Origin of the sequence: Microbacterium wangchenii, assembly GCF_004564355.1 — a bacterium.
Lineage (GTDB): Bacteria > Actinomycetota > Actinomycetes > Actinomycetales > Microbacteriaceae > Microbacterium > Microbacterium wangchenii.
The window spans coordinates 1,836,085-1,848,115 of the sequence record NZ_CP038266.1; the positions used below are offsets into that span (position 1 = coordinate 1,836,085).

Consider the following 12,031-nt stretch of genomic DNA (forward strand, 5'->3'; position numbering starts at 1 on the left):
CCTCGCGAGGCGCGCCCGGAGGGCGGCGTGCGGGCCGCTCAGTCCTCGTCGTTCTCGAGCTCGGCCTGGACCTCGGGCGTGAGGTCGAAGTTACTGAAGACGTTCTGCACGTCGTCGCTGTCCTCCAGCGCGTCGATGAGGCGGAACACCTTGCGAGCCGTGTCGGCGTCGATCTCGACCTTCAGGTTGGGCACGAACTCCACATCCGCCGACTCGTAGTCGATGCCCGCATCCTGCAGGGCGCTGCGGACGGTCACGAGGTCGGAGGCCTCGGTGATGACCTCGAACCCCTGCCCGTGGGGCTGGATCTCCTCGGCGCCGGCATCGAGAACCGCGAGCATCACGTCGTCCTCGGTGGTGTTCTCCGAGGACACGACGATGACGCCCTTGCGCGTGAAGTTGTACGCGACGCTGCCGGGGTCGGCGAGGTTGCCGCCGTTGCGGCTGAGGGCCGTGCGCACCTCGGCGGCGGCGCGGTTCTTGTTGTCGGTCAGACACTCGATCATGAGCGCCACGCCGTTGGGCCCGTACCCCTCGTACATGATCGAGGTGTACTCGACGGCCTCCCCGCCGATGCCCGCCCCACGCTTGATGGCGCGGTCGATGTTGTCGTTGGGCACCGAGGTCTTCTTGGCCTTCTGCACCGCGTCGTACAGCGTCGGGTTGCCTGCGAGGTCGGCGCCGCCCATCTTGGCGGCGACCTCGATGTTCTTGATGAGCTTGGCGAAGGACTTGGCACGGCGCGAATCGATGATCGCCTTCTTGTGCTTGGTCGTCGCCCACTTGGAGTGGCCGGACATGCAGGCAATTCTATGCGGGGCACAATGGGCCGATGAGCGCACCGGGAAATCCGCCCCCGACGGGGCGGGTCGCCTGGGCTGATCTTCCCGCCGCCGTGCGACACGCGATCACCGCTCGCGCGGGCGGCGACGTCGTCGCCACCGACCTGGCGGCGACCGGGTTCAGTCCGGGTTTCGCGGGCGTCCTGCACCTGGCCGGCGGCGGGCGGCTGTTCCTGAAGGCCGGTGACGGCGCGACGAACGCGGAGACCTTCCGCCTGCACACGCGGGAGGCGGAGATCGCGCGGGCACTCCCCGCCGGCGTCGCGCCCGCCCTGCGCTGGAGTCTCGTGCGGGACGGCTGGGTCGTCCTGGCCTTCGATGCGGTGGAGGGTCGTCACCCCGGCGGGCCCTGGACCGCTGCCGACCTCGGCCTCGTCCTTGCTGCCCACGCCGCGCTGGCGGCGCATCCCGCTCCCCCGGTGCTGGCTCCCATCGGACCGCGCCTGAAGGAATCCCTCGTCGGGTGGACCCGCCTCGGCGCCGCCAGAGGGGCCGGCGTGCCCGCCTGGGCAGCCGCGCATGTCGAAGAGTTCGCCCGGTGGGAGCGGGAGAGCGTGGCCGCCGACACCGCCGGCGATGCGATCGTGCACATGGACCTGCGCAGCGACAACGTCCTCATCGACGGTGACACCGTGCACGTGCTCGACTGGCCCCACGCCGGGCGCGGCGCACCGTGGGTGGATGCCGTGTTGTTGGCACCGACCGTGTCGCTCGAGGGCGGCCCCGCGGCCGCGGAGGTGTTCGCACGCTCTCCTCTCGGCGCCGGCGCGGATCCGGGTGCGGTGCGGCGGATGGTCGCCGCCTGGGCGGGCTGGTTGCTGTGGTCCTCCGGCCGGCCCGATCCTCCCGGCATCCCGCATCTGCGTGCGTTCCAGCGTGCGCAGGCGGCGGTGACGCTGGAGTGGCTGCGGCAACTGCTCTGACGCGCGTCGCCGCCGGCTCTCTTGTCCCCCGTCTCACCCGGGTCCACACTGACGTCGTGGACGAACGCGAACGTGCGCTGCAGGCCGCGCACGCCGCCGCCTCGGAGTTCCTGGCCACTCTGCCCGAGCGGCCGGTGTGGCCGCGGGCGGGGCTCGAGGGGATGCTCCAGCGCGTCGGCGGACCTCTTCCGGAGCAGGGACGGCCCGCGGACGAGGTGGTGCGAGAACTCGCCGAACGCGCCGACCCCGGACTGGTCGCGATCCCCGGAGCGCGCTTCTTCGGGTTCGTGATCGGCGCGACCCTCCCCGCGCCGCTCGCCGCCGACTGGCTGGTGTCCACGTGGGACCAGAACTCCGGGTCGAGCACGCTGACCCCCGCGACCGTGGCGCTGGAGCAGGTCGCCGGCGAGTGGATCCTCGACCTGCTCGGGCTCCCCGCCACCGCCTCGGTCGGTTTCGTCACCGGCGCGCAGGTGTCGAACTTCGTGTGCCTGGCCGCCGCCCGGGCCGCCGTCCTCCGCCGGCGCGGGTGGGACCTCGGCCGGCAGGGACTGCACGGCGCGCCGCGCGTGCGGCTCGTCGTGGGCGCGCACCGCCACGGCTCCGTCGATCGCGCCGCGCGGTTCCTCGGCATCGGGCAGGACGACCTCGTCGTCGCGGCCGCCGATGAGGAGGGCCGGATGCTGCCGGCCGCCCTCGGCCGTGCCCTGGAGGACTGCGGCGACGACCCCCTCGTGGTGTGCCTGCAGGCCGGCGAGGTGCACACGGGGGCGTTCGACCCCTTCACCGAGTTGGTGCCGCTCGCCCGCGCGGCCGGCGCCTGGGTGCACATCGACGGCGCCTTCGGTGCGTGGGCGGCGACATCCCCCGCCCTCGCGCACCTGACCGCCGGAATGGACGGTGCGGATTCGTGGACGACCGACGCGCACAAGACCCTCAACGTCCCCTACGACTGCGGCATGGCGATCGTGCGCGATCCGGCCGATTCCATCGCGGTGTTCCGCACCGGCGGCGACTACCTCATGTACTCCGGCCTGGATCCATGGGACCTCACGCCCGAGCTGTCACGCCGGGCCCGCGGCGTGCCGGTGTGGGCGGCACTGCGCAGCCTCGGCCGTGCGGGGGTCGCGGATCTCGTCGAGCGGATGCATCGCAACGCCCTCGCCCTGGAGCGCGGGCTGCGCGACATCCCCGGCGTGACGATCATGAACCAGGTCGACTACACGCAGGTGATGTTCCGCCTGGAGGACGACGCCGACACCCGCGCACTGGGGGCGGCGATCCTCGAGGAGGGGACCGCTGCCGTCACGGGCGCGGAGTGGGCCGGTCGCGCCGTGCTGCGCTGCGCGATGTCGTCGTGGTCGACGCAGGAATCCGACATCCGGCGCACCCTCGAGGCGTTCGCCCGGCTGGTGCCCCTCACGCGAGGATCTTGAGCACCGTGCGCAGGTTCCGGTTGGTCGTGCGCTCCTTGTAGGCGCGCTTGGCGATCAGCTTGGCGAACGGGGTGTCGGTGCTGGATCCCTTGGCCGGGTTCCAGTAGACGACGCCGGGGCCGCCGGCCACCGGATCGAGGTCGGCATCGAGGGATGCGGATGCGGCGACGAGCTCGTCGCGGGTCGCCGCATCCGCGCAGAAGAGCACCCACGGCTGGCGCGAGTCGTCGCCGGCGTCGAAGGGGAAGGCGGCCGCGGCCGCCGCCAGCTCGTCACGGCGGAACACCAGCACCCACGCGTCATAGGCGAATCGATCGCGCAGCGCCTGCTCGATCCGCGTCTTCAGGTGCGCTCGCGACTCATCGGCGGTGAAGGTCGCGTTGCCGCTGGCGAGGACCGTGCGCACGTCGGTCAGGCCGAGGCCCGCGAGCTCGTCGCGCAGATCCGCGCTGCGCACGGTGATCCCGCCGACGTTCACCCCGCGCAGCAGCGCCACCCACTCGGTCACGCGCTCAGCGTAGGCCGCTCCGCGGGTGCCCCGCGACGGGATCAGCGGTTGCGCACGTGCGCGAGGAACCGCTCGTGGAACCGCGTCTCCCCCGTGACCTCGGGGTGGAACGCCGTGGCCAGCAGCGGTCCCTGCTCGACCGCGACGACACGCCCGTCGGCGAGCGAGGCGATGCCCCGCGCGCGCTCCCCCACGCGCTCGACGAGGGGCGCACGGATGAAGGCGGCATGCACGGGGCCGTCGAACCCCATCACCGCCAGCTCCGTCTCGAAGGAGTCGCCCTGACTGCCGAAGGCGTTGCGGGCCACGCGCACATCCAGTCCCCCGAAGGTCTCCTGCCCCGCGATGCCGCCGGTGATCTCATCGGCGAGGAGGATCATCCCCGCGCACGTGCCGTAGACCGGCAGCCCCGCGGCGATCGCGTCCCGCAGCGGCTGCTGCATCCCGAACGCGCGCGCGAGCTTGTCGATGACGCTGGACTCCCCGCCGGGAAGGACGATGCCCTCGACGGCGGCGAGTTCGTCGGGGCGGCGCACCGGTACGACGTCGGCGCCCAGCGCCGTGAGCACCCGCACGTGCTCGCGCACATCGCCCTGCAGCGCGAGCACGCCGACGCGGAGCCGAGCGGTCATCGCTACCAGCCGCGCTGGGCCAGCCGGTGCGGCGCGGCCAGGTCGCTGACGTTGATCCCGACCATCGCCTCGCCCAGGCCACGCGAGACCTCCGCCAGCACGGCCGGCTCGTTGAAGAACGTCGTCGCCTTCACGATCGCCGCCGCACGCCGGGCGGGATCGCCGGATTTGAAGATGCCCGAGCCCACGAACACCCCGTCCGCTCCCAGCTGCATCATCAGCGCGGCGTCGGCGGGCGTGGCCACGCCGCCGGCGGTGAACAGCACGACCGGAAGCGTGCCGGTCTCCGCGACCTCCGCGACCAGCTCGTACGGCGCTTGCAGCTCCTTCGCCGCGACGTACAGCTCATCCTTCGTCAGCGACCGGAGCCGGTTGATCTCACCGGTGATGGTGCGGATGTGCTTGGTCGCCTCCGACACGTCGCCCGTGCCGGCCTCACCCTTCGATCGGATCATGGCGGCACCCTCGGTGATCCGCCGGAGGGCTTCACCGAGATTGGTCGCACCGCACACGAAGGGCACGGCGAACGGCCACTTGTCGATGTGATTGACGTAGTCCGCCGGCGAGAGCACTTCGGACTCGTCGATGTAATCGACGCCCAGCTCCTGGAGCACCTGCGCCTCGACGAAGTGCCCGATCCGGGCCTTGGCCATGACCGGGATCGACACGGCCGCGATGATCTGGTCGATGAGGTCGGGATCGCTCATCCGCGCGACGCCGCCCTGCGAGCGGATGTCGGCGGGCACCCGTTCGAGCGCCATGACCGCCACGGCGCCGGCGTCCTCGGCGATGCGGGCCTGATCCGCGGTGACGACGTCCATGATGACCCCGCCCTTCAGCATGTCAGCGAGTCCGCGCTTGACTCGATCCGTGCCGGTGGTGACCATGTCGACGTCCTTTCGAAGAGGGTCTGATGCCATGACGAGCTTTGACCTAGGCCAGAACATAGCACGGCATGTTCCGTAGACTTCCGCGTGATGAAGGAAGAAGTCCACGCCGAGATCCTCGGGCGCTCGGCGAGCGAGATCGCCGACAGCATCCGCGCCCTCGTGGAGCGCGGTGACCTGCGCCCCGGCGACACCCTCCCCCCGGTGCGCGCGCTGGCCGAGCAGCGGGGCGTGAACCGCAACACGGCCGTGGCGGCATACCGGCAGCTCTCCCACGCCGGCCTCGTCGTGGCCGGCGGCCGCGCCGGCACGCGGATCGCTCACCGATCCGCCGTTCCCCAGGAGGGGTTCGCCCCGGACAGCGTGCTGCGGGACGTCGGGACCGGAAACCCCGACCCCGCTCTCATCCCCGATCTCTCCACCGCCCTCGCGCGGGTGACCGGACGCCCCGTGCTGTACGGGGAGCCGGTGATCGACCGCGACCTCGAGGCGTGGGCCCGCCAGTGGCTCGGTGCCGACCTCGCGCCGGCCGAGCTCGCGGTCACCGTCACCAACGGCGCCGTCGACGCCGTGGAACGACTGTTGGCCCAGGCCCTCACCCGGGATGATGCCGTCGCGCTGGAGACGCCCTGCTTCCTCTCCGCCATCCACACCGTCCGCCTCGGCGGCTACCGGGCGGTGCCGGTGCCCGTCGACGACGAGGGCATGACGGTCGCCGGGCTGCACGCCGCGCTGGATGCCGGCGTGCGCGCCGTGGTCTGCACCCCGCGCGCTCAGAATCCCACCGGCGTGAGCCTCAGCGCCCAGCGCGCCGCCGACCTGCGCGCGGTGCTCGCGCAGCATCCGTACGTCCTCGTCATCGAAGACGACCATTTCTCGATGCTCTCCCGCCGGCCCTACCACTCGATCATCGGCCCGGCGCACCGCCGTTTCGCCTTGGTTCGGTCGGTCTCGAAGTTCCTGGGGCCGGACATGTGCCTCGCGGTGGCCGGTACCGACCCCCGTACGGCCGAGCGGCTGGCCATGCGACTGAGTCCCGGCACGACGTGGGTGAGTCACCTGCTTCAGCGCCTGACTCACGCGCTCGTCACCGATCCCGACGTCGGCGAGCTGCTCGCCCGCGCCTCGGCGCACTATGCCGACCGCAACGCCGCCTTCGCCGAGCGTCTCCGCGCCCACGGGGTGGCCTGCGATCCCGGCGACGGGCTCAACCTGTGGGTGCCGCTGTCGGCACCGGCCCGCCTCGTGTCCGAGCAGCTCATGCGCCGGGGCTGGCTCGCGCGCACCGGAGACGAATTCGCGCTGGACGGCGCGGCACAGAGCCCGCATCTGCGCATCACCGTCCACGATCTGGCGGATGCGGATGCCGACCGCCTCGCGGCGGATATCGCCGAGGCCACGACCCCCGCCGGGCGCTGACGGCGCGCGGATTCAGCGCCCTCGCGCGGGCGTGACGGTGTCGCGCGCGGGGCGGGAGCCGATGTTCGCTGCGCGCTTCCACAGCCATTCGACCGGACCGAGGGCGAAACGGCGCAGCCAGAGGTGTGCCGAGAGGACCACGACCGCCGTGATGGCGAGGAAACCGGCCACCGTGACCGGGATGCGCCACTCGGCGGCGGTCTCGGCGAGTCCCAGCCCCCAGCCGTAGAACAGCGCGCCGCCGAGCAGGTTCTGCAGCATGTACGCGCTCAGCGCCACCCGGCCCACCTCCCGCGCCCGCCGCGCCGCCCAGCCTTCCGTGCCGCGCCGCAGGCACACCTCGGCGATCAGCGCGAGCACGCCCAGGGCGACCAGCGGCGCGACGACATACCGTTCCGCCAGCAGTCCGGCCTGTCCCCCGGCCACGCCGAGGGCGACGTCGACGGGGAAGGCGACCGCTCCGGCGATCATGAGCCGGCGCCGGAGACCCGCGCCCTCCGCCGCGAAGATGCGCGCCCGCAGCAGGGCGGCGCCGATGAGGAACATGGCGAGCGTCAGGAAGCCGATGAGGACCGGCTCGGCGCGGAACAGCACGATGTTGTCGAGGCGGAACGCGGCGAGGCCCAGAAACGAGTCGGTCGCGTACGGACTGGGTCCGGGCGGGGGGCTGCCACTGGACGGGTTCAGCGCGACGAGCATGACGATCCCGGTGATGAGGACGAGGTGCAGGGCGCCGAAGACGGCGATCATGACCCGCTGCGTCCGCGGCCGGGTCATCAGCAGCCACGCGACGATGGCGCCGGTGACGGCGTAGCCCATCAGCACGTCGAACTCGGCGATGAGGATGTAGTTGACCACGCCGTCCAGGAACAGCAGGGCGGCCCGCCACAGGTAACGCCCCGGCCACTGACGACCGGCGCGCTGTGCGGCGTCGTGCTGGATGAACACGCCCATGCCGAAGGCGAGGGACAGCAGCGCGAGGAACTTCCCCTGCGACAGCGCCATGAGTGCCAGCTGCGCCACGCCCTCGGCCGCGCTGGTGCCGGGTGGGACCGGGGCGGCCAGCAGGCCGACCAGACCCCAGGGATGGGAGAACACCCAGATGTTCGTGCCGAGCGTTCCGATGATCGCCACACCGCGCACCACGTCCAGCGAATCGATGCGGGGCCGAGAGGACCTCGGAGCGGGCAGCACGGTCGCGTCACTCATGTCGCAGAAGCGTATCTGCCGACGCGGGAGGCGTGAAGGTCTGCGCGGAAGTGGGATGATCGAGCCGTGAAGATCCTGTCGATCCAGTCCGCCGTCGCATACGGTCACGTCGGCAACTCCGCGGCGGTGTTCCCGCTGCAGCGCATCGGCGTGGAGGTGCTTCCCGTCTACACGGTGAACTTCTCCAACCACACCGGATACGGGGCATGGCGGGGACCGCTGATCGATCCGGTGGATGTCGCCGCGGTCATCACGGGCATCGAGGAGCGAGGCGTGTTCCCGCAGATCGACGCCGTGCTGTCGGGGTACCAGGGCGGCGTGGGCATCGGCGATGTCATCGTCGAGGCGGTCGGGCGGGTCAAGGCCGCCAACCCGGACGCCCTGTACGCGTGCGATCCGGTGATGGGCAACGCCAAGTCCGGGTGCTTCGTGGCACCGGCGATCCCCGAGCTGCTGCGCGAACGGGTGGTGCCGGTCGCCGACATCATCACGCCGAACCAGTTCGAGCTCGGCTTCCTCACCGGCACGGAGCCGGACACCCTGGAGTCCACGCTGGATTCCGTCGACGCCGCGCGTGCCATGGGTCCGCGCACCATCCTCGTCACGAGCGTGGAGCGCCCCGACCGCGAGCCCGAAACGATCGAGATGCTCGTGGCGGACGACTCGGGTGCGTGGATCGTCCAGACGCCGTTGCTGCCGATGAAGGCCAATGGGTCCGGCGACGTCACGGCAGCTCTGTTCACCGCACACTACGTGCGCACGCGGGATGCTGCGGACGCGCTCGCGCGCACCGCATCCAGCGTCTTCGACCTGCTGCAGCGCACGTTCGATTCAGGTGAGCGGGAGCTCCAGCTCGTCGAGTCGCAGGAGGCATACGCGCACCCGCGCCTGCAGTTCGCGGTGCGCCAGGTCCGCTGAGACTCAGCCGTACAGGGCGGTGTAGGCCGCTTCCCACTGGGGTGCGTCTGCGGGGCAGACGAAGGCGGTGCCGAACACCATGATGCTCGCGAGCCCCTGAGTCGCGTCGGCATCGCCACCGGCGATCTCGGCGATCAACGGCGAGCTGTCGATGTGCAGACGCGCGGTGTCGACGCCGATCTCGTGACCGTTGAGGATCGACGTCTCGCACGCGTCGAGCGTCACGGCGAGGGCGACGCCGTCGTAGAACTCGTCCCACGTGCCGCCCTGGGTCTCGACGTACGCCCGCTGCTGGTCGAGGAACTCCTGCTGCTCGGGCGTCTGCGGTGTCGGCAGCGAGCCGTCGCTGGGCTGCCCCTGCGTGGCGAAGAACGCATCGCGTTCGGCGAGAGCATCCCCTGCCGGCCCGGTCGCCGTCTCCTGCGGGGCGGGGGTCGTCTCCTCCGGCGCCGACTCCCCCGTGCTCGAGGGTTCCGGGGTGGGTTGGGCCGGCGTGCAGCCTGCGATCGAGAACGTCGCGGCGGCGACCAGGACGAGAAGGCCGGCGGCACGTGCGGGGCGCGGTGGGGCGGAGGTCATCCCCTCACGGTACCCGCGCCGCGTCTGCGCGCCCGACTGTCCACAGCCCCACCCCGCCGGGGACCGGGGTGGGCCCACGCTGGCTCAGCGAGCGGGCGCGGGCCAGGCGTCGGCGACGGCCTGACGGACTTCGCCGAGCAGCTGCGGCAGCGCCTTGGTCTTGGCGATGATCGGGAAGAAGTTCGCATCCGTCGCCCACCGCGGCACGACGTGCTGGTGCAGGTGCGCGGCGACGCCCGCGCCGGCCACGGCACCCTGGTTCATGCCGATGTTGAAGCCGTCGCACCGCGACACCGTGCGCAGCACCCGCATCGCGGTCTGCGTCATCGCGCCGATCTCGGCGACTTCCTCCGCCGTCGCCTCGTCGTAGGTCCCGATGTGGCGGTACGGGCAGATCAAGAGGTGACCGGAGTTGTAGGGGAACAGGTTCAGCAGCGCATAGGCCGTCTTCCCGCGCGCGACGATGAGGCCGTCTTCGTCGCTCTTCAGAGGCGCCTCATCGAATGGGCACGCCTCGCGCAGCGGCTCGGGCCCGGCCTGGATGTAGGCCATGCGGTGCGGCGTCCACAGGCGCTGGAACTCGTCGGGCACGCCGGGCAATTCGGCGGCGGCGATGAGCCGCGCGTCCTCCTCCGGCGCCTCGGTCACGCGAGGTCCTCCGCCGTGTTCACGAGGGCGTGCGTGGCGATGGCGTCGCGGATGCGGCGCACCGCGTCATCCACCGGAACGCCGTTCTCCTGGCTGCCGTCGCGGAAACGGAACGACACCGTGCCCGCGGCACGGTCCTGCTCCCCCGCGATCAGCAGCAGCGGCACCTTCTGGGTGGTGTGCGTGCGGATCTTCTTCTGCATGCGGTCGTCGCTGTGGTCGAGCTCGGCCCGCACACCCTCGGTCCGCAGGCGCTCCACGATGTCGCCGAGGTAGTCGGCGAACTCGTCGGCCACGGGGATGCCGACGGCCTGAACCGGCGCGAGCCATACCGGGAACGCGCCGGCGTAGTGCTCGAGGAGGATCGCGAAGAACCGCTCGATCGAGCCGAACAGAGCCCGGTGGATCATGATCGGCCGGTGCTTCTCGCCGTCGGGCCCGGTGTACTCCAGGTCGAAGCGTTCGGGGAGGTTGACGTCGACCTGCACGGTGGACAGCTGCCACACCCGGCCCAGCGCGTCGCGGGTCTTGAGGTCGATCTTGGGCCCGTAGAAGGCCGCCTCGCCGGGAACCTCGGTGACCTTCAAGCCACTGGCGTGCGCGACATGGCGCAGAGCGTTGGTCGAGTAGTCCCAGAACTCATCCGAGCCGATCCACTTCGACTTCTCGTCGTCGCGCATGGACAGTTCCAGCTCGAAGTCGTCCAGGCCGAAGTCGCGCAGCATCGAGAGAACGAACTCGAGCACGCGCGTGGTCTCGGCCTCGAGCTGATCCGGGGTGACGAACAGGTGCGAGTCGTCCTGCGTGAATCCACGCACGCGGGTGAGCCCGTGCAGCGCGCCGGAGAGCTCGTTGCGGTACACCGTGCCGTTCTCGGCCAGGCGCATGGGCAGGTCGCGATAACTGCGCGCCCGCTCCTTGTAGATGAGGATGTGCATCGGGCAGTTCATGGGCTTGAGGTAGTAGTCCACGCCCTGCTTGGTGATCTCCCCCGCGGCGTCGCGCTCCTCGTCCAGCCGGATGGGCGGGAACATGCCCTCCTTGTAGGTCACGAGGTGGTTGGACTGCAGGAACAGGTCCTGCTTGGAGATGTGCGGGGTGTAGACGTACGTGTAGCCGCCCTCGATGTGCCGGCGACGCGCGTGCTGCTCCATCTCGCCGCGGACGACGCCGCCCTTGGGGTGCCACACCGACAGGCCGGAGCCGATCTCGTCCGGGAACGAGAAGAGGTCGAGCTCCTTGCCGAGCTTGCGGTGGTCGCGCTTGCCGGCCTCCTCCAGGCGGTGCTGGTAGGCGCGCAGCTCGTCCTTCGTCGGCCACGCGGTGCCGTAGATGCGCTGCAGCTGCGGGTTCTTCTCGCTGCCGCGCCAGTACGCGCCCGCGATGCGCGTGAGGTCCCACCCGTTGCCGATCATGCGGGTGCCGGGCACGTGCGGGCCGCGGCACAGGTCCTTCCACACCGTCTCGCCGTCGCGGTTGACGTTGTCGTAGATGGTGAGCTCGCCCGCGCCCACCTCCACGTCGGCGCCCTCGGCCGCGGTGCCGCCCTTGAGCTCGATGAGCTCGAGCTTGAACGGCTCGTCGGCGAGTTCGGCGCGGGCCTCCTCGTCGGTGACGACGCGTCGGACGAAACGCTGGCCCTCGCGGACGATACGCTCCATCTCCTTCTTGATCGCCTTGACATCCTCCGGCGTGAAGGGCTCGGCGACACCGAAGTCGTAGTAGAACCCGTCGGTGATCGGCGGACCGATGCCGAGGTTGGCCTGCGGGTTGATGCGCTGCACGGCCTGCGCGAGCACGTGCGCGGTCGAGTGCCGCAGGATCGACAGGCCCTCGGGGCTGTCGATGCGCACGGGCTCGACCTCATCGGTCTCCTGCACCGTGGTGGCGAGGTCTTTCAGCTCGCCGTTGACACGGAGGGCGACGACCGAACGGTCGGGGAACAGGGCGAAGCCGTCGGCGGGGTACGACACGTCCGACGGCGAGGCGACATCAGTCACGGGAACTCTCCTGGGGTGGCTCGGGATCTA

At 71.1% G+C, this 12,031-nt stretch carries 12 protein-coding genes; 4 read left to right on the forward strand and 8 right to left on the reverse strand.

The window, feature by feature from the left end:
- Positions 1-38: 38 nt before the first annotated feature.
- Entirely contained in the window at positions 39-800 is a 762-nt protein-coding gene (locus E4K62_RS08790) for a YebC/PmpR family DNA-binding transcriptional regulator (protein WP_135066351.1), read from the reverse strand.
- 32 nt (positions 801-832) lie between these two features.
- Here E4K62_RS08790 and E4K62_RS08795 point away from each other — a divergent pair, with 32 nt between their 5' ends.
- Entirely contained in the window at positions 833-1,765 is a 933-nt protein-coding gene (locus tag E4K62_RS08795) for a phosphotransferase (protein WP_135066354.1), read from the forward strand.
- A gap of 56 nt (positions 1,766-1,821) precedes the next feature.
- Entirely contained in the window at positions 1,822-3,201 is a 1,380-nt protein-coding gene (locus E4K62_RS08800; protein ID WP_135066357.1) for a pyridoxal phosphate-dependent decarboxylase family protein, read from the forward strand.
- Here E4K62_RS08800 and E4K62_RS08805 read toward each other — a convergent pair.
- From E4K62_RS08805 to pdxS, 3 genes are read right to left on the reverse strand one after another with little or no spacing between them, the layout of a single operon-like run.
- Positions 3,185-3,709, reverse strand: coding sequence for a DUF1697 domain-containing protein (locus tag E4K62_RS08805; RefSeq protein ID WP_135066360.1), 525 nt, complete (start codon positions 3,707-3,709; stop codon positions 3,185-3,187). The genes E4K62_RS08800 and E4K62_RS08805 overlap by 17 nt on opposite strands.
- A gap of 41 nt (positions 3,710-3,750) precedes the next feature.
- Positions 3,751-4,341, reverse strand: coding sequence for a pyridoxal 5'-phosphate synthase glutaminase subunit PdxT (gene pdxT, locus E4K62_RS08810; RefSeq protein WP_135066363.1), 591 nt, complete (start codon positions 4,339-4,341; stop codon positions 3,751-3,753).
- Between the two features lie 2 nt (positions 4,342-4,343).
- Complete coding sequence (gene pdxS / locus E4K62_RS08815; protein ID WP_135066366.1) at positions 4,344-5,228, reverse strand: pyridoxal 5'-phosphate synthase lyase subunit PdxS; 885 nt, start codon at positions 5,226-5,228, stop codon at positions 4,344-4,346.
- A 90-nt stretch (positions 5,229-5,318) separates the two neighbouring features.
- Between pdxS and E4K62_RS08820 the strand changes: the two genes are divergently transcribed.
- On the forward strand, positions 5,319-6,647 hold the full coding sequence (locus tag E4K62_RS08820) for an aminotransferase class I/II-fold pyridoxal phosphate-dependent enzyme (protein ID WP_135066369.1): 1,329 nt from the start codon (positions 5,319-5,321) through the stop codon (positions 6,645-6,647).
- 12 nt (positions 6,648-6,659) lie between these two features.
- On the opposite strand, the gene E4K62_RS08825 is transcribed toward E4K62_RS08820, so the two are convergent.
- Positions 6,660-7,856 carry a DUF418 domain-containing protein gene (locus E4K62_RS08825; RefSeq protein WP_135066372.1) on the reverse strand — a complete coding sequence of 399 codons (1,197 nt, stop codon included), beginning with the start codon at positions 7,854-7,856 and terminating at the stop codon, positions 6,660-6,662.
- 66 nt (positions 7,857-7,922) lie between these two features.
- Here E4K62_RS08825 and pdxY point away from each other — a divergent pair, with 66 nt between their 5' ends.
- Complete coding sequence (pdxY, locus tag E4K62_RS08830; protein WP_135066375.1) at positions 7,923-8,774, forward strand: pyridoxal kinase PdxY; 852 nt, start codon at positions 7,923-7,925, stop codon at positions 8,772-8,774.
- 3 nt (positions 8,775-8,777) lie between these two features.
- On the opposite strand, the gene E4K62_RS08835 is transcribed toward pdxY, so the two are convergent.
- The 3 genes from E4K62_RS08835 to thrS all read right to left on the reverse strand — a co-directional run bounded on the left by E4K62_RS08835 (position 8,778) and on the right by thrS (position 12,001).
- Positions 8,778-9,353 (reverse strand): hypothetical protein, encoded by a 576-nt coding sequence (locus tag E4K62_RS08835; RefSeq protein ID WP_135066378.1) that lies wholly within the window; start codon positions 9,351-9,353, stop codon positions 8,778-8,780.
- A gap of 84 nt (positions 9,354-9,437) precedes the next feature.
- Entirely contained in the window at positions 9,438-10,001 is a 564-nt protein-coding gene (locus E4K62_RS08840; RefSeq protein WP_240742872.1) for an HIT family protein, read from the reverse strand.
- Positions 9,998-12,001 (reverse strand): threonine--tRNA ligase, encoded by a 2,004-nt coding sequence (thrS, locus tag E4K62_RS08845; protein WP_135066381.1) that lies wholly within the window; start codon positions 11,999-12,001, stop codon positions 9,998-10,000. The genes E4K62_RS08840 and thrS overlap by 4 nt, the downstream gene beginning before the upstream one ends.
- Positions 12,002-12,031 lie beyond the last annotated feature (30 nt).